Origin of the sequence: Mesorhizobium sp. CA10 (assembly GCF_020165285.1) — a bacterium.
Taxonomy (GTDB): domain Bacteria; phylum Pseudomonadota; class Alphaproteobacteria; order Rhizobiales; family Rhizobiaceae; genus Mesorhizobium.
Map to the genome: position 1 here is coordinate 112,303 of NZ_JAIUHV010000008.1, position 24,989 is coordinate 137,291.

Annotated in this window: 23 protein-coding genes; 13 read left to right on the top strand and 10 right to left on the bottom strand. The window is 64.8% G+C overall.

Going from position 1 to position 24,989, the window contains the following annotated elements; translation table 11 throughout:
- Positions 1-141 precede the first annotated feature (141 nt).
- The 3 genes from mltG (at position 142) to gmk (ending at position 3,148) form a co-directional block, all read left to right on the top strand.
- A complete protein-coding gene (gene mltG / locus LB535_RS17885; RefSeq protein WP_224633140.1) occupies positions 142-1,332 on the top strand; it encodes an endolytic transglycosylase MltG in 1,191 nt (396 codons plus the stop codon).
- A 246-nt stretch (positions 1,333-1,578) separates the two neighbouring features.
- The gene (locus tag LB535_RS17890; RefSeq protein WP_224633141.1) at positions 1,579-2,469 is read left to right on the top strand and encodes a YicC/YloC family endoribonuclease; all 891 of its coding nucleotides are present in this window, start codon (positions 1,579-1,581) and stop codon (positions 2,467-2,469) included.
- 4 nt (positions 2,470-2,473) lie between these two features.
- On the top strand, positions 2,474-3,148 hold the full coding sequence (gene gmk / locus LB535_RS17895; RefSeq protein WP_095767013.1) for a guanylate kinase: 675 nt from the start codon (positions 2,474-2,476) through the stop codon (positions 3,146-3,148).
- A gap of 185 nt (positions 3,149-3,333) precedes the next feature.
- Here gmk and LB535_RS17900 read toward each other — a convergent pair whose 3' ends face one another.
- From LB535_RS17900 to lptF, 7 genes are all read right to left on the bottom strand, one after another.
- Positions 3,334-3,627: a DUF1330 domain-containing protein gene (locus tag LB535_RS17900; RefSeq protein WP_224525004.1), complete on the bottom strand. Its 294-nt coding sequence runs from the start codon at positions 3,625-3,627 to the stop codon at positions 3,334-3,336.
- A 68-nt stretch (positions 3,628-3,695) separates the two neighbouring features.
- Positions 3,696-4,541, bottom strand: coding sequence for a 16S rRNA (adenine(1518)-N(6)/adenine(1519)-N(6))-dimethyltransferase RsmA (gene rsmA, locus LB535_RS17905; protein WP_140842357.1), 846 nt, complete (start codon positions 4,539-4,541; stop codon positions 3,696-3,698).
- A 7-nt stretch (positions 4,542-4,548) separates the two neighbouring features.
- Positions 4,549-5,604 (bottom strand): 4-hydroxythreonine-4-phosphate dehydrogenase PdxA, encoded by a 1,056-nt coding sequence (pdxA, locus tag LB535_RS17910; protein WP_224544069.1) that lies wholly within the window; start codon positions 5,602-5,604, stop codon positions 4,549-4,551.
- Between the two features lie 128 nt (positions 5,605-5,732).
- On the bottom strand, positions 5,733-6,653 hold the full coding sequence (locus LB535_RS17915) for a SurA N-terminal domain-containing protein (protein ID WP_224524998.1): 921 nt from the start codon (positions 6,651-6,653) through the stop codon (positions 5,733-5,735).
- 235 nt (positions 6,654-6,888) lie between these two features.
- Positions 6,889-9,315, bottom strand: coding sequence for an LPS-assembly protein LptD (locus tag LB535_RS17920; RefSeq protein ID WP_224633142.1), 2,427 nt, complete (start codon positions 9,313-9,315; stop codon positions 6,889-6,891).
- Complete coding sequence (gene lptG, locus LB535_RS17925) at positions 9,315-10,397, bottom strand: LPS export ABC transporter permease LptG (protein ID WP_224633143.1); 1,083 nt, start codon at positions 10,395-10,397, stop codon at positions 9,315-9,317. Before lptG ends, LB535_RS17920 begins: the two co-directional genes overlap by 1 nt.
- Before the next feature lie 2 nt (positions 10,398-10,399).
- Entirely contained in the window at positions 10,400-11,596 is a 1,197-nt protein-coding gene (gene lptF / locus LB535_RS17930) for an LPS export ABC transporter permease LptF (protein ID WP_095767018.1), read from the bottom strand.
- A 377-nt stretch (positions 11,597-11,973) separates the two neighbouring features.
- Here lptF and LB535_RS17935 point away from each other — a divergent pair, with 377 nt between their 5' ends.
- Positions 11,974-13,476 (top strand): leucyl aminopeptidase, encoded by a 1,503-nt coding sequence (locus LB535_RS17935; RefSeq protein ID WP_224633144.1) that lies wholly within the window; start codon positions 11,974-11,976, stop codon positions 13,474-13,476.
- A gap of 9 nt (positions 13,477-13,485) precedes the next feature.
- The gene (locus LB535_RS17940) at positions 13,486-13,935 is read left to right on the top strand and encodes a DNA polymerase III subunit chi (protein WP_095767020.1); all 450 of its coding nucleotides are present in this window, start codon (positions 13,486-13,488) and stop codon (positions 13,933-13,935) included.
- On the opposite strand, the gene LB535_RS17945 is transcribed toward LB535_RS17940, so the two are convergent.
- The gene (locus LB535_RS17945) at positions 13,932-14,828 is read right to left on the bottom strand and encodes a LysR family transcriptional regulator (RefSeq protein ID WP_224633145.1); all 897 of its coding nucleotides are present in this window, start codon (positions 14,826-14,828) and stop codon (positions 13,932-13,934) included. The genes LB535_RS17940 and LB535_RS17945 overlap by 4 nt on opposite strands.
- A gap of 114 nt (positions 14,829-14,942) precedes the next feature.
- Here LB535_RS17945 and LB535_RS17950 point away from each other — a divergent pair, with 114 nt between their 5' ends.
- The 8 genes from LB535_RS17950 (at position 14,943) to LB535_RS17985 (ending at position 22,655) form a co-directional block, all read left to right on the top strand.
- Positions 14,943-15,740 carry an alpha/beta fold hydrolase gene (locus tag LB535_RS17950; protein WP_224633146.1) on the top strand — a complete coding sequence of 266 codons (798 nt, stop codon included), beginning with the start codon at positions 14,943-14,945 and terminating at the stop codon, positions 15,738-15,740.
- An 85-nt stretch (positions 15,741-15,825) separates the two neighbouring features.
- Positions 15,826-16,815: a 3-oxoacyl-ACP synthase III family protein gene (locus LB535_RS17955; protein ID WP_224633147.1), complete on the top strand. Its 990-nt coding sequence runs from the start codon at positions 15,826-15,828 to the stop codon at positions 16,813-16,815.
- A 3-nt stretch (positions 16,816-16,818) separates the two neighbouring features.
- Positions 16,819-17,802 (top strand): NAD-dependent epimerase/dehydratase family protein, encoded by a 984-nt coding sequence (locus LB535_RS17960; protein ID WP_224633148.1) that lies wholly within the window; start codon positions 16,819-16,821, stop codon positions 17,800-17,802.
- Complete coding sequence (locus LB535_RS17965) at positions 17,799-18,623, top strand: MBL fold metallo-hydrolase (protein ID WP_224633149.1); 825 nt, start codon at positions 17,799-17,801, stop codon at positions 18,621-18,623. The genes LB535_RS17960 and LB535_RS17965 overlap by 4 nt, the downstream gene beginning before the upstream one ends.
- Complete coding sequence (locus LB535_RS17970; protein ID WP_224633150.1) at positions 18,620-21,016, top strand: F390 synthetase-related protein; 2,397 nt, start codon at positions 18,620-18,622, stop codon at positions 21,014-21,016. The genes LB535_RS17965 and LB535_RS17970 overlap by 4 nt, the downstream gene beginning before the upstream one ends.
- On the top strand, positions 21,013-22,008 hold the full coding sequence (locus LB535_RS17975; RefSeq protein WP_224633151.1) for a Rieske 2Fe-2S domain-containing protein: 996 nt from the start codon (positions 21,013-21,015) through the stop codon (positions 22,006-22,008). The genes LB535_RS17970 and LB535_RS17975 overlap by 4 nt, the downstream gene beginning before the upstream one ends.
- A gap of 34 nt (positions 22,009-22,042) precedes the next feature.
- Entirely contained in the window at positions 22,043-22,348 is a 306-nt protein-coding gene (locus tag LB535_RS17980) for a type II toxin-antitoxin system RelE/ParE family toxin (RefSeq protein ID WP_318012318.1), read from the top strand.
- Between the two features lies 1 nt (position 22,349).
- Positions 22,350-22,655: an addiction module antidote protein gene (locus LB535_RS17985; protein ID WP_224633152.1), complete on the top strand. Its 306-nt coding sequence runs from the start codon at positions 22,350-22,352 to the stop codon at positions 22,653-22,655.
- A gap of 6 nt (positions 22,656-22,661) precedes the next feature.
- On the opposite strand, the gene LB535_RS17990 is transcribed toward LB535_RS17985, so the two are convergent.
- Both LB535_RS17990 and LB535_RS17995 read right to left on the bottom strand, forming a co-directional pair.
- Positions 22,662-23,819: a hypothetical protein gene (locus LB535_RS17990; RefSeq protein WP_224633153.1), complete on the bottom strand. Its 1,158-nt coding sequence runs from the start codon at positions 23,817-23,819 to the stop codon at positions 22,662-22,664.
- A gap of 92 nt (positions 23,820-23,911) precedes the next feature.
- The gene (locus LB535_RS17995) at positions 23,912-24,988 is read right to left on the bottom strand and encodes a glycosyltransferase family 2 protein (protein WP_224633154.1); all 1,077 of its coding nucleotides are present in this window, start codon (positions 24,986-24,988) and stop codon (positions 23,912-23,914) included.
- Position 24,989 lies beyond the last annotated feature (1 nt).

Consider the following 24,989-nt stretch of genomic DNA (forward strand, 5'->3'; position numbering starts at 1 on the left):
TTTTTGCCAAATTCTCCCCTAGTTTGTAGCTAGGGGATTCGTTGCAAGATCAGACGGTAGGGCGCCATGAGCACAAATCCTGGGAGCACAAATCCGGGCGGCGACGGGGATTTCGCACGGCAGGGCACAAAGGTGCCGATCATGCCGAAGACTGCGGCCGAGGCGTTGCGCCCGGAAGCCGGCACGCCGCCGCCGTCGAAGCGCTCGCGCGCTTCGCGCAGCCAGTTCGTCGTGTTCCTGAACTTCTTCCTCTCCATGGTTATCCTTGCGGTCATCGCCTCGGGTGCCGCGCTCTATTTCGGCATGCAGGCTTTCGTCGAGCCCGGCCCGTCCGCCAATGGCGACACCTTCATGATCAAGCCGAACACCGGCGTGCAGGAGATCGCGGACCAGCTGGAACGCCGCAGCCTGATCAGCGATGCCCGCATCTTCCGGCTCGGCGTGCGCGCCACGGGCAATGAATCGGCGCTTAAGGCCGGCGAATACGCCATCAAGCCGCGCGCCTCGATGCGCGACATCATGGAGCTCTTCAAGAGCGGCAAGTCGGTGATGTACTCGCTTACCATTCCTGAAGGGCTGACGGTCGAGCAGGCGCTGCAGCGCGTCGCCGATCAGGAGGCGCTCACCGGCGACATGCCGCCGACCTTGCCGCCGGAAGGTACCATCGCCACCGACACGCTGCGCTTCACCCGCGGCGCCACCAGGCAGCAAATGGTCGACAAGCTGGTCGCCGACCAGAAGAAGCTGGTCGAGGATGTCTGGTCGCATCGCGCGGCCGACCTGCCGATCGCCAACATCGACGACTTCGTCACGCTCGCCTCGATCGTCGAGAAGGAAACGGGCAGGAGCGACGAGCGCTCCCGCGTCGCCGCGGTGTTCCTCAACCGCCTGGCCAAGGGCATGCGGCTGCAGTCCGACCCGACCATCATCTACGGCCTGTTCGGCGGCAAAGGAAAGCCGGCGGACCGGCCGATCTACCAGTCCGACCTCGACAAGCAGACGCCCTACAACACCTACATGATCAAGGGCCTGCCGCCGACGCCGATCGCCAATCCGGGCCGAGCGGCGCTTGAAGCGGTCGCCAATCCGTCCAAGACCGACGACCTCTATTTCGTCGCTGACGGCAATGGCGGCCATGTCTTTGCAGCGACGCTGGAAGAGCACAACCAGAACGTCGCCCGTTACCGGGCGCTGCAGAAGAAGCAGGCTGATGCCGCCGCCAAGGCCTCGGGCCAGACGACGGCGCCGGCAGCCCCCGATGACAACGCCGACAGCAGCGACGCCGGGGCCAATGGCGAGAATGGCGACGCCGGCGGCGACGACGCGCAATAGGCGCAATGCATGTCGCCCAAAAGCGCACAGCGGTTTTGGGAAAACGACATGCATCGAAACTCACTGCATTCGCCCAAAAGTGCGCCAGCGGTTTTGGGAAACGACATGCACCACGCAGAAGAACGCGTCCTTTGACGCGAGGCCATATTCATGTTTTGAGGGGACGCCGGCCGATCGTCCGGCGATTTTTGGGCGCGCAGCGCTGGGCAACGCATGCCTTGGCTGCGACAGGGGGACGACAGGGCAATGAGCCTGCAAAGCATGACCGGTTTTGCGCGGTGCGCCGCTGAAAGCGAGGGCACCTCGATAGCCTGGGAGGTGAAATCGGTGAACGGCAAGAGCGCCGAGGTGAGGCTGAGATTGCCGCAGGGTTTCGACCGGCTGGAGACGGCCGTCCGGCAGACCGTTCAGAAGCGTTTCGCGCGCGGCAATTTCCAGGCGACGTTGACCGTCGGCCGCGCCGCCGCAAGGCAAATCCAGCCGGTGGTCAACGAGGCGTTCCTCAAGGACCTGGCAGGGCTGGCCAGGCGTTTGCAGGAGCAGTTCGGCACCGAGCCCGCCACCGCCGACGGCCTGCTCTCCCTGCGCGGTGTGCTCGACATTCCCGAAGCCGTGGAGACGGAGGAGGAGCGGGCCGCTCTCGACGCCGCGATCCTGTCTGCGCTCGAGATGGCGCTCGCCGGGCTGGAGCAGGCGCGCCGCAGCGAGGGCGCGGCGCTGGGCGCGCTTCTTGCCGGCCATGTCGATATCATCGAGGCGCTGACGCTGAAGGCCGAGGCCGACCCGTCGCGCGAGCCCGCGGCAATCCGCGAGCGTATCGCCGAGCAGGTGCGCCTCTTGACGGATGCTTCGGCCAATCTCGACGCCATCCGGCTGCATCAAGAAGCGGCCTTCCTCGCCAGCAAGGCCGACATCCGCGAGGAGATCGACAGGCTGAAGACGCATATCGCTTCGGCGCGCGCGCTGCTCAAAAGCGGCGCCGCCGTTGGTCGCAAGCTCGATTTTCTGGCGCAGGAATTCAATCGCGAATCGAATACCTTATGCTCCAAGTCGAACGCTGCCGCGGTCACCGCGATCGGGCTGGAGCTCAAGGCGGTGGTCGACCAGTTTCGCGAGCAGGTCCAGAATCTGGAGTGACGGGATGGTTGCCAAGGAGCCGACGGCCGCCAGGGATCTGGGGTCCCGCATCCGCCGCCGCGGATTGATGCTGGTGCTGTCGTCGCCGTCGGGCGCCGGCAAGTCGACCATCGCGCGCAATCTTCTCGAAAGCGATGGAAGTCTCGAGCTTTCGGTCTCCGTCACGACAAGGCCGCGCCGCGGCTCGGAGATCGAAGGCGTCCACTATCACTTCCGCACCATGCGCGAGTTCGAGCGGCTGCGCGATTCCGATGCGCTGCTCGAATGGGCCGAAGTGCACGGCAATTGCTATGCGACCCCGCGCGAGCCCGCTGAAATCGCGCTGGCCGAAGGCCGCGACATGCTGTTCGATATCGACTGGCAGGGCGCCCAGCAGCTCAAGGAGAAGATGCGCGCCGACATCGTCTCGATCTTCATCCTGCCGCCGTCGATGAAGGAATTGAAGGCGCGCCTGAAGCGCCGCGCCGAGGACCAGGAATCGGTCATCGAGACCAGGCTGAAGAACGCCCGCCTCGAGATCGAGCATTGGAAGGAATACGACTTCGTCATCGTCAACGACGATCTCGACCGCGCCTTCGCCGAGGTCCGCGCCATCGTCACGGCGGAGCGGCTTCGCCGAGACAGGCGGCCGGGGCTGTTCGACTTCATTTCGGGCTTGCTGGACGAGAAGACGGGGTGACTCTTCCTTCTCGCCGCTTACGGGGGAAGGTGGCCCGAAGGGTCGGATGAGGGGCAGCGCCGGCCTGCGGCGGTACAAAAAGCAAAAGTGAACCAAACCTCTATTTGCGACCCGTTGCCGCCCGTTTCTCGGCAAAAAGCGCCTCAGCTTGATCGTGCGCGGCCGTTTTCGGGCAATTCGCCGCGTCACGAACTGATCCCGTCGACCAGAATGAGGTTGCGGCTAAGCGCAGCGTCGCGAACCTCAAGTGCGGCCGCGTAATTGCCCGAGCGATACCAGCGCCGCGCGGTCTCGATGTCGGGAAACTCGACGACGATGAGCGGCCCGGGTTTCCAACTCCCCTCCAGTGTCTCCACCTCGCCGCCACGAACGAGATAGCGTCCGCCATGCGCGGCGATGGAGGCCGCGGCGCGAGTTCGGTAGGTTTCGAACGCCTCCCTGTCGCGGATAGTGACATCGGAAATGACATAGGCAGGCATTGCAGGCTCCGGCTGGTTTCGCCTGACTATCTATGGCGCCGGGGTCTGGATTCCAGTGACGCTGGCGGTCAAACCGCGTTGGTCAGCCTGACAAACTCTTCCACGCTGAGCGTCTCCGCCCGCCGCGTCGGGTCGATGCCGGCCCGCGTCAGCAACGCCTCGCCGCCAAGGCTCTTCACGCTTTGCCTGAGCATCTTGCGGCGCTGGCCGAAGGCGGCCTCGGTGACGCGGCCCAGCTTTCTGGCGTCCACGGGCAGGGGAGATAAGCGCGGCACCAGATGCACCACCGATGAGGTGACCTTCGGCGGCGGCGTGAATGCCTGCGGCGGCACGTCGAAGGCGATCTTCGCCTCGGTGCGCCAGCCGGCTAGGATGCCGAGCCGGCCATAGCCGTCGCTGTCCGGGACCGCGGTGATGCGCTCCGCCACCTCGCGCTGGAACATCAGCGTCATCGATTGGTAGAAGGGCGGCCAATCGGCCACCGTCAGCCAGCGGATCAGAAGCTCGGTGCCGATATTGTAGGGCAGGTTGGCAACGATCTTCACCGGCCCGCCGTTCGCCCCGCCGGCAAGCGCGGCAAAATCCGTCTTCAACGCATCGCCGGGAATGACCTCCAGGCGACCGGGATAGTGGCTGGAGACCTCGGCCAGCGCTTCAAGGCAGCGCTCGTCGCGCTCGATGGCGATCACGCGCCGCGCGCCGTTGAAGAGAAGCGCCCGCGTCAATCCGCCCGGGCCTGGGCCGACCTCGATCACCGTCGCCTCGCCGAGATCGCCGGCGGCGCGCGCGATCTTGCTTGTCAGGTTGAGGTCGAGCAGAAAATTCTGCCCGAGCGCCTTCTTGGCCTGCAGGCCATGCCGCTCGATCACCTCGCGCAACGGCGGCAACCCGTCGATTGTGGTGCGCCCGCTCAATGGATCCTCACGCGGCGGTGGCCTGCCGTCCGCTGTCGGCCAGCCGGCGCGCCAGCCTTAGCGCGGCGATCAGGCTGTCGGCGCGCGCAATACCCTTGCCGGCAATGTCGAAAGCGGTGCCGTGATCGGGCGAGGTTCGGACAAAGGGCAGGCCCAGCGTCACGTTCACCGCCTCGTCGAAGGCTAAGGTCTTGGCCGGGATCAGCGCCTGGTCGTGATACATGCAGAGCGCCGCGTCATAGGAAGCGCGCGCGCGCGGATGAAACATCGTGTCAGCCGGCAGCGGTCCGATCGCGTCGATCCCTTCCGCTTTGAGCATCTCGACGGCCGGGGTCACGATCGCAGCATCCTCCAGGCCCATGGCGCCGCCTTCGCCGGCATGCGGGTTGAGTCCGGCGATCGCAAGCTTCGGCCGCGCAATGCCGAAGCGGCTCTCGAGATCGGCGGCGGTGATGCGCGCGGTCGCGACGATCAGCTCCGTCGTGAGTACCTTCGGCACTTCGGCCAAAGCGATGTGGATGGTCACCGGAACGGTGCGCAGATCCGGTCCCGCCAGCAACATCACCGGCGTCACATCCCTGCCGGTGTGGCGCGAAGCCAGGTGTGCCAGATATTCAGTGTGGCCGGGAAAGCCAAATCCGGCATCATAAAGCGGCTTCTTGGAGATCGGGCAGGTGACTATCGCCGCGGCGTGGCCGGCGAGACAGTCGGCGACGGCGCGGTCGATGGCCTCGATGGTGCCGGCGGCGTTGGCCGGGTTCGGCTGTCCCGGGCTGTCGAAATGACGCGCATCGAGCGGAACGACAGGCAGAGCCCGGGCAAAGTGGTGCGCCGCCTGTCCGGGCAAGGTCTCGGCGATCGTCACATTCGCGCCGACCAGGCGGGCGCGGGCTTCGATCAAAGCGGGGTCGGCAAGCAGATAGAAGGGCGGCACACCGGCGCTGTCGCCAGCTTGCCAGGCGGCGATGGCGATCTCAGGCCCGATGCCCGACGGATCGCCGACACTGAGCGCCAGCGGCGCGTGGGTCTTCTGCGTGCTCATGCGGTCGGCTGGCTGCGGCATCGCACGCTTGTCGCTCAGAGCATGATGCCGAAAAGTGTGCAGCGGTCTTCGGACGACATCATGCCCTATCTCTTTGATTTAGAGCCGGATTCAGATTTCAGGTCGACTCGACCTGAAATCATCCGGCTCTAGCGTTCGACGATCTTGGCCTTCTGGCGCAGCTCGGCGACATATTTCTTGCTGAGCTCGTCGGCGTCCTTGTCATTGCTGCCTTCCGCCTGGAACACCATCTGTGCGGCCTTGTCGTCGGAAACCTCGCGCGAGGAGCAGATGCCGATGAACTCGACGCCGCGCTCGGTCTCGCGCGTCGGCGTCGCGGCGCCGACCTTGGTCGCCTTGATCTGCTCGGCCCAGTCGGACGGCAATTGCGGCGCCAGCACGCGGCCGAGGTCGCGCACGGTGACGTCGATCAGGCCCTTGGCGAATTCCCGCGTGGTGCTGCAGCTGCTGAAGCGGGCGCGCATGGCGTCGGCCTCGCGCTTGCGCTTGGCGAGCGTGCCGGCGCGCTCCGATGCCGGAACCACGAAGATCACCTGTTGCAGCATGTATTCCGTCGCGGTCGGCTTGGCGCCGCCCTTGTCCAGCATGCGCCGCACGGCGTCCTGCTCGGTCACCGAGCCGCCTTCGCCGGAGCGGTAGCGCGCGCTGAGCGCCTGGTTCCAGGCCATCTGGGCACGGATGAATTCCTTGAAATGTTCCTTGGTGACGCCCGACTGCGCCATGATCGCGTCGAGTTTCGCCAGCGGCATCTTGTTGCCCGAGGCAAAGCGCTGGTAGGCGGCGTCGACCTGCTGGTCGGTGATGTGGATGCCGAGCCGCTTGGCCTCGGCCAGGCGCAGCGTCTGGTCGATCATCTCCTGCGCGGCATCGCCCTTCTTGTGCTGCAGCTTGAAGAAGGCGGCGCGGTGCGCGATGTCGCCGGTGGTGATCGGCATGTTGTTGACGACATACTTGATCTCAGCGGCGAAAGCAGGCCGCACGACAGCCGTGACCGAAATGGAGGCCGCGACCAGAAGCGCGAATCCCGCTGAAAACAGGTATTTCCTCATCTTACCTTCCTAATTTTTCCCCATCTCGAGTTTCCCGCCATCGCTGCGCCGCGCGTCCTCCGAACGCTTGCGGATGCAGTCGACCCCATGCCCATCTTATGCGGCGAAACGATGTCGCCGCCGCATGGCCTTGGGAAACGCGCCCATTTTCGAAGGAACACGCTCCAAATCAAGACCAAAGCCCATCAGCGCCCCAGCCGGCACACGGCTCGGAGACCGCGCGCCCGCCGCTTGATCACTGGATGGTATCGACCGCGCTTGTTGACGAACCGAAATCGCCGAGCGTGCGGAACGACAGGTTGAAACCGATGTTCTGCGACACTTCCTTGGTGACGGTGTCGCGCGTCTGCGAATACGTCATGATGTAAGTGAAGCAGCTATCGTTGTAGGCGAAGCCGACGCCGTCCTTGACCAGCACATTTGTCTCGATGTCGTAGGTGCCGGTGCCGAACAGCCGCCAGTTCTGCGCCAGATGGGCCGAAGCGCCGAGCGTGAGCTCGTGGCGGTCGGTGGTGAAGCCGTAGAGCGGCTGCGCCTCGATGAAGGCGTATTTGGCGCTGAGCGATATCGGCAGGCTGGAATAGGCGGCCTTCACTTCGGCGCGCCTCACCTCGAATGTCTGCTCGTCGAAACGCCCGCTCAGCGAGCCGGAGAAACCGCTCGGGCTGTTGAAGCCGACAAGACCGACATAATCCGAGGTCTGCTTGTCCAGGCCGGACTCGGCCCCGACATTGACGAGGTCGGGCGCGGCAAAGGAATTTTCGCCCGCAAGCTGGTAGGACTGGCCGAAAATTGCATTCGTGGCCCAGCCATTGTCATAGGCGCCTGAATACCGGAAGCCGACATTGGCGCGCGTGCCGCCTTCTATGCGGTCATAGCCCGAGAATTTGTCGCGCTCGAACAGCGTGGTGGCGTCGAAGACGAAGCTCTGCGCGTCTTCGTTCGGGACGGCCAGCCCGCCGACATATTGCTCGTTCGGGCGCACGAAGACCTGCGCCGTCGGCTCCAGGACATGGCTGGAGTTCGCCATCGAGAACAGGAGCGGCCAACGCGCCTCGAGGCCGAGAGTGGCCATGTAGCGGGCAAGCGAGGAACGCATGTCGTCGCCGGGTGTGCCCACCACGGGATTGTTAGCCATCGACGTAATTGCGTCAAGCGAAGCCGAATTCGCATTGACATAGCCGGCGTCGCCACGGAACGCCAGCAATGGCGTCAACTGCAGGCCGTCGTCGGTAGTGAAGGTACGCTTCCATTCGGCTTCCGCCGACAGCCGGCTTGATTGGCCCTCTATACCCGGAACGCGTAGAACCGAGCCTCCGTCAAGTGTTTCGTCCAGCCGGTTGCGGCTGATCACGCGTGTATTGACGTTGAATGACAACTGGCCGCCGGCCACCGACGTGTCGGGGATATAGGCGTAATCGAGCGACGGCAGCACCCAGGGCTGCTTGGCGGCGCGCGCCGTCGGATCGCTGGAGAGCGTGTCTTCCTGCACCTCGAAGCGCATGGCGCGGACATCGAAATAATTGCGGTCGCTCAAGCCTGTCAGATAGATCGACGACTGGTGGACGAGGTCGCTGTAGCCTTCGATGTTGTAGGTGCGCGAGAATTCCTTGTCGGTCTGGAGCAGCACGTCCCAGCCGAAATCCCAGCGCTCGTTGATGGCGAACTGGCCCTTGGTGCCCATCATGCCGCGGAACTTGTTCGGGTCGCCTTCCGGGCCGGAATTGACGTTATGGCCATGGTTGATGTCGAGCGTGCGCGTATCGATGAACGCGTTCGGATCCTGCTGGTTGATGCCGGCAATCTTCAGCGTGTACTGGCCGTTGTTGAAGCGCTGGCGCCACTCGGCCTCGCCGAGGAAACCCTGCTTGGTATAGCCGCTGCCGGTGACGGTCAGGTCATAGGTCGGAGACAGGGCGAAATAATAGGGGACTTTGATACCGACGCCGAGATGGTTGTTATAGACGATGCCGGGGATCAGGAAGCCGCTCTTGTGCTTCACCGTCGGGTCGGCGATCTCGAAGGCCGGCAGATAGGCGAGCGGGAAGCCGAAGAACTCGAAATTCGAGTTTTCGAAGCGGACCGTCTTCTTCTCCCCGTTCCAGATGATCTTTCGCGCCTTGATGCGCCAGGTCGGCGCTTTGTCCGGCTTGTCTTCGCAAGGCTCGCAGGCGGTGTAGACGCCGTTGTGGAAGGTGGTGAGCACGCCGCCCATGCGCTCCGCGCTCTCGGCGGCGAAATAGGCCTTGTCTATCGTCTCGACGCGCAGCGCGTTGACAAAGCCGTCGGCAAAGTCGTCGGTGATGTCGATATGGTCGGAATTGACCTTGGTGCCGTCGCTGTTGATCAGTTCGACGGCGCCGCTGGCGACGAGGCGCTTGGTGTCGCGGTTATACACCACGCGCTGGGCGACCAGCTTGTTGCCGCCATAGTCGATCTGCACGCCGCCGACGGCCGTCACCGTGTGCTTGTCGTTGTCGTAGACAAGCGTGTCGGCGGCCAGCAGCATCTGGGTGCCGGAAGGAACGGACTTGGCAGTAATCTGCTGCGCCAGCGCGGCTGCCGTCGGCACCGCGCAAGCGAACAGACACGCCAAGGCAGTCGCCCCATAGAGGCGTGCCAAACCGGCCTGCCTATGGCTGCGCAAAACCGCCTCCCTCACTAGCCGTCTTCCTTGTATAGCAGAAACGTCACCCCAAAGAACATAGCCACGACAACCGGAACCCATGCAGCCACCACAGTAGGCACGAATCCGGCTACACCGAATGCCTTGACCAGTACCGAAACGACATAAAGCAGAAAGCCGGCCACGACGCCACCCAGAATCATCGTTGCCGACTGTCCCATTCGTGCAAATCGCATTGAAACCGTTGCAGCAATCAGCGTCATGGCGACGAGAAGGAACGGCAAGGCAACCAGCGAATCAAACTGCATGGCGAAGGCATTCGCCTTGAGTCCGAAGGAACGGGCAACCTCGATCTTTCGCGGCAGCTCGTAGAAGGGGATGGTTTCCGGGCGCGCCAGGCGTTCCTGCACGAATTCCGGCTTGAGATTGGTCGGCACCCTGTCGGACGCCAGCGTCTGGATATTGCCTCCCTTGAAGACCTTTACGTCCTGCAATTCCCAATAGCCGTCGCGCAGGAGGGCTTTGGCCGCATCCTTGCGTTCGGCGATGTTGCCCTGCGGGTCGAGGATGAAAAACACCGCGTCCGCCATCTCCAGCCCCTGATTGAGGATGGCGCGGGCGCCGATGATGGTGTCGCCCGATTCGGTCTTCTGCCTGAGCCACGGCGTGACGTTGGTTGTCACGGCGTTCGACTTGCCGGCCCTGAGGTCGTTCTCCATCTGCTCGGACCAGGAAAAGCCATGCGCTGCGATCGGATTGATCACGGCGACCGACAGCACGCCGAACATCAGCGCGCCGACGCAGCACGGAAACAGGAACTGCCAGGCCGAGACGCCGGCCGAGCGGGCGATCACCAGCTCGTAACGGCGGTTGAGCGACACCAGAGTTGCCATTGCCGAGAACAGTCCGACGAACGGCACCGTCTGCAGCATTATCATCGGCATCCTGAGCGCCGAAATGGCGAAGGCTGTGCCGTAGGTGAAGCCGGGCAACCCGGTCGTGCGGCCGGAAAGCTCGGTAAAGTCGATCAGGAACACCAGGGCCAGCAGGCCGAGGAAGAACCAGAAGGTGATCGAGACGTAACGGAAAAAGAAATAGCGGCCCAGCGTCCAGCCCATGGTCAGGCTCCCTGGCCGGAAGTGCGCCGGACGAGCCAGAGCTTGAATGTTGTCCAGTTGTCGCCGGCACGCTTGGCGAGGCCCGTCAGCCAGTCTGCCCAACTGACCGGCAATTCCATGGTGCGCGACGATACGATGAACCAGATCGAAACCGCGGAGGCGATGAGCGGTATAGCGTAGAGCAGGTAGACATAGTACCAGACCCTGTCGGCCTTGCCTGCGGCGAAGAAGCCCAGCCACCGCACGAAAAGCGCTATCGCGATTGCCGTGATCAGCGGATTGATGCGCGCCTCCCGGTGCGAGCGCGCGTCGCCCGCAACGGCAAGCGCGATCAGCGCGAACACCAGCGAATAGGACCATTCGGCGAGACGCTGGTTGAGCTCCGCCCGGTAGCTGCCCGGTTCTCGCTGGAACATCTTGTCGTTGGGATCCGGGCTGAGCAGATATTGCGTCGTGCGGTCCTTGGGCAAAAGCGTGATGTCGTTCGCCGCCGACATGAACGCCGACATGTCGAAGGCATAGGAGGTGAAGCGGATGACGGAGAGGTCGCCGGTCACCGATTTGCGGTTGATGACGCCATCATTCATCATCAGCACCTTCTCGTCGCCCTTTTCGACGATGCTGCCGGTCTTGGCGTAGTAGGTCAGGCTGGCGCCTTCCTCGCGTGAATCGGCCACGAAGATGCCGCCGAGCCGGTTGCCGGGAAGCCGCTCGCCAACCTGCAGGAACAGGCCTTCGTCGATCTTGCGGAACGTGCCTTCCTGGATGATCAGCGACAGAAGGTCGGCGCGCGATGCTGCCACCAGCTGGCGGTTCTTCTGCCTGGCATAGGGATCGATGGCGTTGTCGACGATGAAGGAAAACGCGCAAGCCGCTATCGCGAGCAGCAGGATCGGCCGCGCGATCGTCCAGCGTGAGGCGCCGGCGGCGCCGAGCACGGCCAGCTCCGAATCGGTGTTCATGGCGCTCAGCGTCTGCGCCACCGCCACCACCAGGGCGAACGGCACCACGATCGGGATGATCGAGGGGATGATGAGTGCCGCGACTTCGAAGAAAGTCAGCGCCGACTGGCCATTGTCGGTGACGAGGTCGATCTTGGCCAGCACCTGCGTGGTCCACACGATCGCCAGCGTCCAGACCAGCGCCGCGAGGAACATCGTCAGCGCGCGGCGCATGATGTAGCGTTCAACGACCTTCATGAAGGCTTTTCTCGATTTTGCCGAACGGCATCATGCCCGCCGACAAGGTAGTGATCCGGCGGCGCCCGCACAACTGCGTCATGGGCGGCTCGCTCCGGTTTGTCGCCCCACGCCACGTGCCCCGGCGTGGCGGAGTCTCCGCGCCAATGAATAAAAAATGCAAAACATCGATGGTTAACAGCAGGTTGCGGCAGCAAGCTAAGGCCGTGCCGAGGCGAATCCTTTGTCTATGGTGGCGCCGATATAGACCGCGATTTCGGCCAAAGTCTTGCCAAATGGCGGAAAACGACCAAATGTCGCGCACTCTTGCCAAACCTCTCGCCCGTTGAAAATTACCTTTGCCGTCACCCTACGGCCATCCCCGAAAGCAGGACCTGATGACGTCCAGACCGTCCATTTCCTTCGCCAAATTCGCCGCGCCCAAAAAGGGCAGCGTCTTCGTCTTCGCGGCCGATGACGGCGGACTCGGCGAGGCGGCGAAGGCCTGCGATCCGGCTGGTGCATTGGCTCGCGCCTTTCCGGTCGCCGATTTCTCCGGCAAATTCGCAAGCTCGGCCGAGGTGCTGGCGCCGGAAGGAACGCCGGTCGACCGGCTGGTGGCGGTCGGCGCCGGCAAGGTCTCGAGCCTCGACGACTATGCCTGGCTGAAGCTCGGTGGCGCCGTTGCCGCTTCGCTGCGCAAGGCGACCGAGGTGGCCGTCATCCTCGATCTGCCGGAGCTGCAGCCCGACGGTCGCCAGGCGGCGAGCCTCGCCGCCGGCATCCTGCTGCGCAGCTATTCCTTCGACAAATACAAGACCAGGAAAGACAAGGAAGACGGCCAATCCGACACGAAGTCGGGCAAGCCCGCCAGGGTAACCGTTCACTGCGCCGATCCCGCTGCCGCGAAAAAGGCTTTTGCCGGCGAGGAAGCGGTGGTCGACGGCGTGCTGCTTGCGCGCGATCTGGTCAACGAGCCGGCCAATGCGCTTGGGCCCGTCGAATTCGCCGAGCGCGTCAAGGCGCTGGAGCAGCTCGGCGTCGAGGTCGAGGTCCTGGCTGAAAAGGAGATGAAGAAGCTCGGCATGGGCTCGTTGCTCGGCGTCGCGCAAGGCTCGCCGCGCGGCGCGCGCCTGGCGGTGATGCGCTGGAACGGCGGCAAGGCCAAGGACGCGCCGCTCGCCTTCATCGGCAAGGGTGTCACCTTCGACACCGGCGGCAATTCGATGAAGCCGGCCTCGGGCATGGAGGACATGAAGGGCGACATGGGTGGCGCCGCCGCCGTCACCGGCCTTATGCGTGCGCTCGCTGCGCGCAAGGCGAAGGCCAATGTGGTCGGCGTCATCGGCCTTGTCGAGAACGCCGTCGACGGCCATGCCCAGCGTCCCGGCGACATCGTCACCTCGATGTCGGGCCAGACGATCGAGGTGCTCAACACCGATGCGGAAGGCCGCCTCGTTCTGGCCGATGCGCTCTGGTATGCCAACGACCGTTTCAAGCCGAAATTCATGATCAACCTGGCGACGCTTACCGGCGCCGTCATGGTGGCGCTAGGCCAGCACTATGCCGGCCTTTTCTCCAACAATGACGAGCTTGCCGGCCGGCTTTTCGGCGCCGGGCAGGCATCGCAGGAGCGGCTGTGGCGCATGCCGCTCGGGCCTGAATACGACAAGCTGATCGATTCCAAGAACGCCGACATGAAGAACATCGGCGGCCGCTATGGCGGCGCCATCATCGCCGCGCAGTTCCTGCAGCGCTTTGTCAAGGACACGCCCTGGGCGCATCTCGACATCGCCGGCACCGCGATGGGCGCGCCGTCGAGCGAGATAAACCAGTCCTGGGGCTCGGGCTTTGGCGTGCGCTTGCTCGACCGCCTGGTCCGCGATCACTATGAGGGTTAGGTTTCCGGGATGACCGACATCCTGTTCTACCATTTGACCGAATCGACGCTCGAGGAGGCGCTGCCGGGCCTGCTCGAACGCAGCGTCGAGCGCGGATGGCGCGCGGTGGTGCAGACCGGCACGGAAGATCGCCGCGACGCGCTCGACCAGCATCTGTGGATTTTTCGCGACGATTCCTTCCTGGCGCATGCCACCGACCGCGAAGCCTATCCGGCCGAGCAGCCGATCCTGCTCACCACGGGCGAGGGCAACCAGAATGCCGCGCAGATCCGTTTTCTGGTCGACGGCGCGACGCCTCCCGACTTGTCCGGCTACGAGCGCGCCGTCTTCCTGTTCGACGGCCATGACGCGGCACAGCTCGAAGCCGCCCGCGGCCACTGGAAGACGATGAAGGAAGCCGGCCACGCCGTGACCTACTGGCAGCAGACGCAGGACCGACGCTGGGAACGCAAGGCTTAGCTCGCAAGTCCGGCACTATCCTGAAGATGCCGCCACAGCGCCTCGGCCACAGGTCCGTGCGGCTTGTCGCGTCGCCGCACCGCGGCGACGGTTTCGGTGCGGCCGGGAATATGCCGGCCGGCAATCGAGAGCAGCCGTCCGTCGCGCAAGTCGTCCTCGATCAACCAGTCGGGCAGGTGGCCCCAGGCAAGCCCGTGCAGGATCAACTCCTTCTTCATCATATGGTCGGGCACCGAGCAGGAGTGTGCGCCGTCGATGACGAAGAAGTTTTCTGGTGAAGGACGCCGCGCCGTGTCGCGGATCACACATTGGGTGAAGGGCCGCATCGCTTCTGGCGTGACGTCATTCCCCGGGTCGAACGGCAGGAAGCCCGGCGCCACCACCGGCACGAAGGCGACTTCGCACAGGTTGATTCTCTCGAGATGCGGATCGGACGGGTTGGCGCGGTGGAAGACGAGGTCCGCTTCGCCGTCCATCAATCGCTCGACCGGCCCGCCGATCGCTTCATAGTCGAGATGCAGGCGCGTGCGCGGCCGCTCGGCGAAGAAGCAGCTGAGCAGGCCGAGTATTCTGGGCCGAGGGCAGACGTCGCCCATGACGAGGCGCAGCATGGTTTCCTCGCCGCTCGCCAGCTGGCCCGCATAGGTCCGAAGATGCTCGAATTCGCGGATCGTCAGTTGCGCCCGCGCATGGAACAGGCGGCCCTCCTCGGTCAAGCTCACCCGGTAGCCGCTGCGATCCAGCAGCCTCAGGCCAAGTTGCTCTTCGAGCCGGGCGACGGCTGCGAACACCGAGGGATGCGTCCGGTGCAAGGCCTGGGCTGCGGCCTGGAAGCTGCCTCGGCGAGCGACCGCGTCGAAACATCTGAGATCGTGAAGTTTCACGCCATCCATAGTCGAAAAGTCCTACAAAGATTGTCGCATCATAGTAATTTTCTTCGATAGTTACGATGCCTACTTTGCCTCATCGAAAGCCTTCCAAAAGCGCCGAAAGGATGAGGATCCAAAATGACCGACACGCTGCACTTCACTGCGGGCGATGGCGCCCGCATCGGCTACAGGTTGGACGGTCCGGAAGACCGTCCGGTGCTGATGCTCTCCAACTCCATTGCCACGACGTTCCACATGTGGGACGGCCAGGTTCCGGAACTCGCCAAATCCTTCCGCGTGCTGTGCTATGATTTTCGCGGCCATGGCGGCTCCGACGCGCCGGCCGGCGCCTATTCGCTCGACCGTCTCGGCCGCGACGTGTTGGAACTGCTCGATTTCCTCGGGCTTGCCCGCGTGCATTTCCTCGGCCTGTCGCTGGGCGGTTTCGTCGGCCAGTGGCTGGGCATCCATGCACCGGAGCGCATCGAGCGCCTGATCCTTTCCAACACCTCGCCACATCTCGGGCCGGCATCCTATTTCGACGAGCAGATACGCAACGTGCTTGCGGCCGACGACCTGTCGGCGACGGCGGACATGTTCATGCGAAACTGGTTCCCTGCCTCTATGCTTGCCGGTCAAAACAAGACAGTCGAGCCATTCCACGCCGCGATCCTCGCCATGTCGCCGCAAGGCTTGGCGGGATGCTTCGCCGCGGTCCGCGACGCCGATCTGCGCCGCCCGATTTCCCTCATCGCCGCGCCGACGCTGGTCATCGGCGGCGAGGACGACAAGGTGACGCTGGCAAGCCACAGCGAGGCGATCGCCGCGGCGATCCCCGGCGCGGAACTCCTGCTTTTGCCCGGCGTCCACCTGCTCAATGTCGAGCGTCCAGCGGAGTTCATGGAAGCGGTGACGGGCTTCCTTCGGAAGCGATGATCTGGCAGTGCCGCATGAGCTTGGAAACGTCGCTATCGATCGTTTTTTGCGTTAGACAGGGCCAAGCTCATGCGGCGGGGGGAGAATGCAGATCAGGATCGTCGGAACCGGCAGGGCGGTACCGGCTGAGCGCGTCACGACGCGGACGCTGGAGAAGCGGCTTGGCCTCGGCGAGGGCGCGCTCGAAACCGCGACCGGCGTCGTCGAGCGCTATGTCTGCGAGGGCGAATCGCAAATCGATCTAGCTTGGGCGGCGGCGACGCTGGCGCTTGAGGATGCCGGCCTCGATCCCGGCGCCGTCGACCTGATCATCGGCGGCTGCGGCGTGCCTTATCAGCCGCTGCCGGCGACCGCGCCCTTGGTCATGCAGCGCCTTGGGCTGGCCGACGGCTCGGCCGCCGCCTTCGACGTCAACAGCACTTGCCTGGGCTTCCTCACCGCCTTCGAGACCGCCGGCCGCATGATCGAGGCCGGGCAATGCGAGACGGCGCTGGTGTTTTCCTCCGAGATCGCCTCGCGCGCCTTGCCGTGGCAGGACGCGCCCGAGATCGCCGCGCTCTTCGGCGACGGCGCCGCGGCCGCCGTGCTGCGCAAAGGCGGCCAAGGCGAGGGCAAGGTGGCGGCCAGCCTGATGCGCACCTATCCGTCGGGCTGGGAAGCCTGCGGCATCGGTTCGGGCGGCACGCGCTTCGATTTCCGCAAGGAGCAAGAAGCGTTCGCCGCGCACAGCCTGTTCCACATGGACGGCAAGGAATTGTTCAGGCTCACCGCGCGCCATTTCAACGGCTTCGTCGCCGCTCTGCTTGAGCGCGCCGGCTGGCGGCATGGCGATGTCGATCTCGTCGTGCCGCACCAGGCGAGCCCGTTCGCGCTTGCCCATATGGCGCGCCAGACCGGCTTTGCGCCGGAAAAGCTCGTCGACATCTCCGCCCGCTTCGGCAACCAGATCGCGGCTTCCATTCCCTTCGCGCTGGACGTCGCGCGCCGCGAGGGCCGCGTGGCGCCGGGCATGAAGCTGCTCATCCTCGGCACGTCGGCCGGCGTCTCCTTCGGCGGCATGGCGCTGGAGGTCTGAGGGATGGCCGTGCTCGTCACCGGGGCCAGCGGTTTCTTGGGCTCGCATGTGCTAGAGCGGCTGGCTGCCTCCGGCACGCTGGCGCTCGGGCTCGGCCGCGATGAAGCGTGCTGCGCCGCGCTGGAGGCCGCCGGCCATCGCATCGTCCGCCACGATCTCGAGCAGCCGCTCGACGCCGCGCTCGATCCGAGGCTTGGCAGGGTCGAACGGATCATCCATTGCGCGGCGCTCTCTTCGCCTTTCGGACGCCTCGCTGATTTCGAGGCGGCCAACGTCACGGCAACGCGCAACCTTGTCCATTTCGCGCAGCGGCAAGGCGTCAGCCGCTTCGTCCACATCTCCACCTCGTCCGTCTGCTTTGCCTTCCGCGACCAGCTTGGGCTCAGCGAGGACGTGGCCTTGCCGGAGCCCGTCAATCACTATGCCCGCACCAAGCGCGAGGCCGAAAAGATCGTGCTCGGCCAGCCCGCCATCCATCCGTTGGCGCTGCGGCCGCGCGGCATCTACGGCAAAGGCGACCACGCGCTGCTGCCGCGCCTGATCAAGGCAGCCAAAAGCCGGCCGCTGCCGCTGTTTCGCAATGGCCGGGCGGCCATCGACCTCACTCATGTCGACGACGTCGTCGACGCGGTGATGGCGGCGCTTACCGCGCCCGGGGAGGCGGAGTGCCAAATCTTCAACATCTCCGGCGGCGAGGTGCTGCCGGTCCGCCGCATTGCCGACGAGGCCTGCGCCCGCGCCGGTCTCGAGGCGCGCTGGCGGCCGACGCCGCTCATGCCGGCGATGCTGGCGGCGGGCCTGATGGAAGCAGTGGCGCTCCGGTTGCCTGGCCACCCCGAGCCGCCGGTCACCCGCTATGGGCTCGGCCTCTTCGCTTATGCGCAAAGCCTCGATATTTCCAAGGCCAAGCGGATGCTTGGCTGGGCACCGAAAATCTCGTTCGAGCAAGGGCTTGACCGCACGTTTTCCGGTGGGGCGCAGGCATGAGGATCGTCTTCGCCAACAGCGCCTGGGTGAGCGCCGCCGAGCGATTGATCCTGCGCGGCGGCCGCTGGCAAAGTGTCAGGCTGCGTGTCCGCTATGGGCTGATCTTTCACCCAACTGCCGGGCCTGTGCTCATCGACACCGGCTACACATCTGAGGCGCTGAGCGGTGAGCAGCGTAGCCGCACGCTTCGGCTCTACGGTGCGCTGCTGAAACCCGAGCTCAACGCCGCCGAGCAGGTCCTGCCGGTGCTGCGGCGTTTCGATCTGTCGCCGGACGACATCCGCACAATCATCGTCACCCACTTTCATGCTGACCACATTTCGGGCCTGTCGCTGTTCCGCAACGCGCGCTTCATCGCCAGCGATGCGGCCTGGGCTCGGGTCAAGGCGCGAGGCCCGGGGCGGAATCTGCGGCATGGCGTCTTCACCGAACTCTTCCCGCCGGATTTCGAGGCGCGGCTGGAGGCGTTGTCCGCTAAGCGGCGAGTCGAGGCGCGCGAAGGCGCGCCAGGCGGCGCCGATCTCTTCGGCGACGGCAGCGTCATCGCGGTCGATCTTCCAGGACATGCCGACGGCCAGTTCGGCCTGCTGTTTACCGGAACTGCCCGGCCGCTGCTCTACGCCGTCGATGCGCAATGGCTGCTCGCCGCATTGACCGAGAGCCGCACGCCAGGTTTCCCGGCCACGTTGATCGCCGAGGATGCCGCGGCGATCGAGCCGACCAGCGCTATGCTGCGTCGCTTCCTCGCCTCAGGCGGCGAAGTGATGCTGTGCCATGATCCCGCTCCGACATCTTACGACCTCGCACCGGAGGCCGCATGAACGGGCTGGCGGAAGCGGCAGGCTCCTTCGCCTTGACGCGCTGGGTCTCGCGGAAGAGCCGCGCGGATTTCGAGCGCTGGCAGGCGGCGGCCTTGCGGCGCTTCCTGAACGGCGACCTGCCGCGCGCGCCCTTTTACGGCAAGGCGCCGGCGCGCCTCATCGATTTGCCGGTCACCGACAAGGCGCTGCTGATGGCGCGCTTCGACGATTTCAACATCCACCGTCTCACCGCCGCGCAAGCCTGGGCGGCCCTGGCGGGCGAGGGCCGCGCCGGACCGCTCACTATCGGCGCCAGCACCGGAACATCGGGCAATCGCGGCCTGTTCGTGATTTCCGAGGCCGAAAAATACCGCTGGCTGGGCGCGATCCTGGCCAAGGCGGCGCCCGATCTCCTCTGGCGCAGCATGCGCGTCGCCGTCATCCTGCCGCAGAACACCGGGCTTTACGACAGCGCCCGCAAATCGCGCCTGATAGAGCTCGCCTTCTTCGATCTGACCTCGGGCCCGGAAAGCTGGCGCTCCGCGCTCGAAGCCTTCGATCCGACGGTGATTATCGCGCCGCCGAAAATCCTGCGGCATTTCGCGAGCGAGGGTTTCCGTCTGCGTCCGAAGCGTGTCTTCTCGGCGGCTGAAACGCTGGATCCGGTCGATCGTCCGGTTATAGAGGATTTCTTCCGGCTGCCGCTCGATCAGATCTACATGGCGACCGAAGGCTTGTTCGCGGTCACCTGCCGCCGGGGCGGACTGCATCTTGCCGAAGACTCCGTCTTCTTCGAATTCGAGCCGGCGGGTGAGGGGCTGGTGACGCCGTTAGTGACAACCTTTCGCCGCCGGACACAGATCATGGCGCGCTACAGGATGAACGACCTGCTGCGCTTGTCCGAAGCACCTTGCCGATGTGGTTCGCCGCTGCGCTGCGTCGACGAGATCGTCGGCCGCATGGATGATGTGTTCCGGCTCATGTCGCCGGACGGCCCGGTGCTCGTCACGCCGGATGTGCTGCGCAACGCCGTGCTCAAGGCCGATCGCCGCATCGACGATTTTCGTCTTGTCCAGACCGGGCCGGACAAGGTCGAGCTCAGCCTTCCGCCAACGTTCGCGGATGATGCGGCGGCGGCCGCGCATCAAGCGGTGCAAGCGTTGCTGGATGCGCGAAAGGCGGTCGCCACCGTCACGCTCGTCCGCGCGCCGCTGCCGCTGGAGACAGGCCGCAAGCTGCGTCGCGTCGAAGCCCGCCTGGAGCGCGCGATGAGCGGCGCGGCGATGGCGCAAAGGCTTGTGCAGCAGGCTGACCGGGTCGAGAACAAGCCGGCAAAGGTCGAGGCTTTTGTAAGGCTTTTCAACGAGATGCCGGTGCGCCACCTCATCGCCAATCTGGACACGAAAGTCGAGACGCTCGAAATCGCCGGGCGGGTTTTTCCGCTGACGTTGAACGACGGGAGTAAGGCGCACAATTGCTATATCTGCTGCCCGACCAGCGCCTATATCGACTACGCGATGGATGAGACGCGCAACTTCGCCGCCCATCCGCTGCTCAAGCGCGCGCTCAACGCCATCATCGTGGCCTGCGCGCCGCTGGTCAGGGCGAGCGGCCTCGACCGCCAGGCGCAGGTCAACAACTGGCTCTATTCGACCAATCCGGTGCCGCTGCTCGACCGGCCGACAGCCGCGTCGTTGCGTTCGGCCTTGACCGCGCGTTTCCCCGATCGCGCCATCGTCATCCGCTCGTTGAACGATATTGCCGATCCGGCGACCATGGCCGCCTTGAAGGCCGAGGGGTTTCGCATGCTGGCGGCGCGACAGATATACATCTTCGCCGATCGCAGCGCCGCGCCCGCAATGACGCGCGACATGAAACGCGATCGCGCCTGCCTGCGCACAACGCCGTTCGAGCAAGTGGGCAATGGCGATTTCACTGATGCCGATTATGCGCGCGCCGAGCAGCTCTACACCATGCTCTACCTCGACAAATACACGCCGCTCAATCCGCACTACACCGCCCGCTACATCGCCGAAATGCACCGGCGCGGCATCATCAGCCTTGCGGGGCTGCGCAGGCCGGGCGGCGAGCTGGTCGCTGTCACCGGCCTGTTCGAGAACGGCCGCACGTTGACCCAGCCCATCGTCGGCTACGATACAAGCCTGCCGGTCGCCGACGGGCTCTACCGCATGATGATGGCGATGGCGCAGGACCACGCCACGGCGCGCGGCCTGTTCTTCAACATGAGCGCGGGCGCCGCCGGTTTCAAACGCCGTCGCGGCGCAGTCGCCGCGATCGAATACAACGCCGTCTATGCCGGGCATCTTGCGCTTCGCCGGCGCTTGGCGATCCGTATCATGGAGGCCGTGCTGGCGCTGGTCGGCATTCCGCTGCTCAGGAGGTTCGAACTGTGAGCGAGCGTCGCGCGGAAGCTCACTGGCAGGCGGTGGCGCTGTCCGCCGATATCGGCAGGCGGCCCAAGCGCATCCTGTTCGACGGCGAGCCCGTGGTGCTGTTTCGCTCGGGGCAAGGCATTGCCGCGCTGTTCGACCGCTGTCCGCACCGGTTTGTCGAGCTGTCGACCGGCAAGGTGGTCGGCGGCGAGATCGAATGCCCCTATCATGGCTGGCGTTATGATGGCGAGGGCCGCTGCACGGCGATCCCGGGCCATGTCGGCGCCATGCCGCATTACCGGGTCCGCCGCTACGCCGCGATCGAGCGCGACGGCGTAGTCTTCGTCTCATCCGGCACCCCGCGAGGCGAGCCTTACCTTCACTGCATGCAGGGCAAGGACATCATCGTGCGGCGCGTGCGATCGTCGACTCAGTCGACGGTCATCGACGCGGCGGAAAACATCCTCGACGCCACCCATACGCATTTCACCCATAAGGGCCTGTTGCGGGGCCTCACCTCCAAGCGCCATCTGGTGCGGGTCGAGGTGACGGGCGGCGAGGGCTGGGTCGAGGCGAGCTACACCGGCGAGGACCGCCAGCAGGGCCTGATCAGCCGGCTTCTGGAAGGCGAGCGCACGAAAACCATCGGCCGCTTCCGCCATCCCGGCATCGCCGAGCTCGAATATTGGGGCAGGGACGGGCTGGTCTTAGCCACCACCTTCCATCTGCGCCAAGCGGATAAGCACACCGTCGAGGGTATCGGCTGGCTGATCGGCCGGCGCCAAGGCCTGCTCGGCGAGCTGAAAGCGCTGGCCTTCAAGCCGCTTTTCAACATCGCGCTGCACCAAGATCGCCGGGTGCTGAAATCGGCCAGCGACAATGCCCGGCTACCGCCGCAAGCCTTGCCGGTGATCGGCCCGCTCGATTTCCTGCGCCGCGACATCGCCGCGATCATGGATGGCAAGATGCCGGCGGCTGCGACTGAGGCGAGGGTGCATGATATCGAGCTGTGAATTATAGTTCACATACCTTGATTTGCCTGTATCTGTGAATTATAGTTCACATACGATCGATGTTCAGCAGACCGAGGAATTCAGGAAGTGGCTGCGAGACCTCAAGGATATCCGGGCTGCCAGGAAGATCGCTCAGAGGCTTATCCGTGTTGGGGCCGGTCTATTGGGGGACGCCAAATTCTTCGAAGGCATAGGCGAGCCTCGGATCGACTACGGGCCGGGTTACCGCGTCTATTTCGTCCGGCGCGGCAGCACCATCATCATCCTGCTTTGCGGAGGTGACAAATCCTCCCAAGACAGAGACATCAGAAAAGCCAAGCAGATGGCAGACGAGGTTTAATATGGCTCTCAAAACCACACCGTTCGATGCTGCTGAATATTTCGAAGACGCGGAGTCCCAGGCCGAACTCCTTGCCGACGCCTTCGAGACCGGCGACGCAACCTATATCGCGCACGCGCTTGGTGTTGTCGCCCGTGCGCGCGGGATGACAGCTATAGCCAAGGATGCTGGCGTTACGCGCGAAGCGCTTTACAAAGCGCTGAGTGAAAAAGGCGATCCACGCCTCAGCACGCTGCTCGGTGTAACTAAGGCGCTGGGCTTGCAGCTCGAAGTCAGGCCGATCGGCCCTGGCTCGCTCGGAGCTTGAAGCGCGTCAACAAGGCCCATTCCATTCGATATCTCGCGTCAACGCCGCCTGCAGGCTGATGCGATCGCGCAATGCCACCCCAGCAATCTCCGCCAGCGCCGGCCATTGCGCCTTAACCGGTGCCGAATCTCCCGGCCAGTCGAGCAACTCCTCGCCCTCGCGCATCGCCTTTCGGAATCCGCCCAACCCTCCCGAACGCAGCGCCGTCGGCAATCCGTAAATCCACATCGCGAGCCGCACCGTTTGCGGGGCGATGACGTCGGGCGCGACTTCCTGACCGTCGCCGAGCACGGTATCCACGAAGCGCCCAGGATCGCGGAAGAAATGCAGGCCGCTCACCGCGCGCGGATTGCATTCGAGCGGCAGCACACGGCCGCCCGGCTCGCGCATCAGGTCGAAGGAAATCTGCCCGGTCCACGTGGTGCCGGCCACGATCCGCTCGACCAGCTCGCGCGCGGCCTCGTTCGCGACCCGCTCGAAGAAGATGCCTGCTCCCTTTCCGGCACGACAGAGCGAGCGGTAGAGCGCGAGCGCCTTGAGCCTGCCCTGGCGCGCCACCGCATAGGCGCTGATCTCCTCGCCCTCGACAAAACGCTGCGCCACCCAGGGCATGGCGGCCGAGGGCGCGATCGCATCGAGCGCTTCGGACGGCGGACGCAGCAGCACATGGCTGGCAAAGCGCGACCAGACCGGCTTGAACGCCAGCTCGCGAGAGCGGCCGCGCACGACCTCCATATCGCCACGCGAGCTGAGCAGCGTCGTTTCCGGCACCTCCAGCCCGAGCCGTTCGGCGAGCCGGATGAAGCTGTGCTTGTTGTGGACCTCCGCCAGCAGCTCGATATCGGGTGCGAACAGAAGCGCCGGCATGCTCCTGCCGCGCCAGGCAAGCGCAAGATGAAAGACCTCCTCGCAGGTCGGGACGACGAGGCCGATGCCCTCGGCACGGATCAGCTCCTCAACCGCATCGGCATAGGCCCGCGGCTCGAAGCGCGGCGGCGGCAATCGATGATAACGCGCGCAGGCTTTGCTCGCCGCCGCGATCGGCCGTGCCGGCGTGTCGGCCAGGATCACCCTATGGCTTGCGCCATGGAAAAGGCGCGCCAGATGCAGCGCAACCGGCGCCCGCGCCCCGGTAATCAGGATGGATCCGTCAGCCCCCGGCATCGCTCATTCGCGTCGTTCCCGTCGCGAAAAATCGTTGCGCGAAATCGGCGTGGTTAGCAACGCGGGCAGCGATCGATGCCGGAGCGGCAAGATCATTTCTTACGCGGCTTCGCCTTCTCGATCGCCGGCTTGCTCGGCCAATGCCAGCCTTCGCCCTCGCCATGCGCGGCCTGCGGCCGCGCCACATAGGCGAGCGCGCCATTGGCCTCGAGATAGACGCGCGACAGCATCTCGGCGAGCACGCCCGACGTCACCGCCTGCAGCCCGGCGATCACCAGGAAGAAGCCGGTGATGAGCATCGGCCTTGTGCCGATATCCTGTCCCCAGAAAACCTTGATCGCGAAGAGATAGGCAAGGATCAGCGAGCCGAGCACGCCGAACACGATGCCGATGCCGCCGAAGAAATGGCCGGGCCGCGTGCGGTAGCGCAGGAAGAAGAACATGAAGACGAGGTCCAGCACCACGCGGAAGGTGCGCGAGATGCCGTATTTCGACTGGCCGTGGATGCGGGCGTGATGCGTCACCACCTCCTCGGCGATGCGGCGCGGCGTCGTCACCGTCGCGAGCCAGGCCGGGATGAAGCGATGCATCTCACCATAGAGCCGCACGCTGCGGATGACGCTGCCGCGGAACACTTTCAGGCTGCAGCCATAGTCCTTGAGCTGCACCCCGGTGACGCGGGCGATCAGCCTGTTGGCGATGCGCGAGGGCAGGCGGCGCATCCAGAAACCTTCCTTGCGGTCCTTGCGCCAGCCGGCGACGAGGTCGAGATCCTCGGTCAGCAGGCGGTAGACCATGCGCGGAATGTCGAACGGGTCGTTCTGCAGATCGCCGTCGAGCGTCGCGATGACGTCGCCGCGCGCGGCGTCAAGGCCGGCCTGCATGGCGGCGGTCTGCTTGTAGTTGCGCACCAGTTCCACGCCATGCACATGCGGCCCGTATTGGGCCGCCAGCCGGCGGATCTCGGCGGGCGTGGCGTCGGTGCTGCCGTCGTCGACCAGCACCACTTCCCAGGGCTGGCTGTAATTTTCCATCGCCTGATGGATGCGGACCAGCAGCGGCTCGACATTGTCGGCTTCGTTGTACATCGGGACGACGATGGAGAGCTTGTGCTCGGGCATGACGGCGCCCTCGGGCAATCCGGAAGCCGGAATGGGAAGCACGTTCATG

Coding starts and splice junctions, on each gene's coding strand:
- mltG (WP_224633140.1), top strand. CDS start 142: ATGCCGAAGACTGCGGCCGAGGCGTTGCGCCCGGAAGCCGGCACGCCG.
- LB535_RS17890 (WP_224633141.1), top strand. CDS start 1,579: ATGAGCCTGCAAAGCATGACCGGTTTTGCGCGGTGCGCCGCTGAAAGC.
- gmk (WP_095767013.1), top strand. CDS start 2,474: ATGGTTGCCAAGGAGCCGACGGCCGCCAGGGATCTGGGGTCCCGCATC.
- LB535_RS17900 (WP_224525004.1), bottom strand. CDS start 3,627: ATGCCTGCCTATGTCATTTCCGATGTCACTATCCGCGACAGGGAGGCG.
- pdxA (WP_224544069.1), bottom strand. CDS start 5,604: ATGCCGCAGCCAGCCGACCGCATGAGCACGCAGAAGACCCACGCGCCG.
- LB535_RS17915 (WP_224524998.1), bottom strand. CDS start 6,653: ATGAGGAAATACCTGTTTTCAGCGGGATTCGCGCTTCTGGTCGCGGCC.
- lptG (WP_224633143.1), bottom strand. CDS start 10,397: ATGGGCTGGACGCTGGGCCGCTATTTCTTTTTCCGTTACGTCTCGATC.
- lptF (WP_095767018.1), bottom strand. CDS start 11,596: ATGAAGGTCGTTGAACGCTACATCATGCGCCGCGCGCTGACGATGTTC.
- LB535_RS17935 (WP_224633144.1), top strand. CDS start 11,974: ATGACGTCCAGACCGTCCATTTCCTTCGCCAAATTCGCCGCGCCCAAA.
- LB535_RS17940 (WP_095767020.1), top strand. CDS start 13,486: ATGACCGACATCCTGTTCTACCATTTGACCGAATCGACGCTCGAGGAG.
- LB535_RS17945 (WP_224633145.1), bottom strand. CDS start 14,828: ATGGATGGCGTGAAACTTCACGATCTCAGATGTTTCGACGCGGTCGCT.
- LB535_RS17950 (WP_224633146.1), top strand. CDS start 14,943: ATGACCGACACGCTGCACTTCACTGCGGGCGATGGCGCCCGCATCGGC.
- LB535_RS17955 (WP_224633147.1), top strand. CDS start 15,826: ATGCAGATCAGGATCGTCGGAACCGGCAGGGCGGTACCGGCTGAGCGC.
- LB535_RS17960 (WP_224633148.1), top strand. CDS start 16,819: ATGGCCGTGCTCGTCACCGGGGCCAGCGGTTTCTTGGGCTCGCATGTG.
- LB535_RS17965 (WP_224633149.1), top strand. CDS start 17,799: ATGAGGATCGTCTTCGCCAACAGCGCCTGGGTGAGCGCCGCCGAGCGA.
- LB535_RS17970 (WP_224633150.1), top strand. CDS start 18,620: ATGAACGGGCTGGCGGAAGCGGCAGGCTCCTTCGCCTTGACGCGCTGG.
- LB535_RS17985 (WP_224633152.1), top strand. CDS start 22,350: ATGGCTCTCAAAACCACACCGTTCGATGCTGCTGAATATTTCGAAGAC.
- LB535_RS17990 (WP_224633153.1), bottom strand. CDS start 23,819: ATGCCGGGGGCTGACGGATCCATCCTGATTACCGGGGCGCGGGCGCCG.
- LB535_RS17995 (WP_224633154.1), bottom strand. CDS start 24,988: ATGAACGTGCTTCCCATTCCGGCTTCCGGATTGCCCGAGGGCGCCGTC.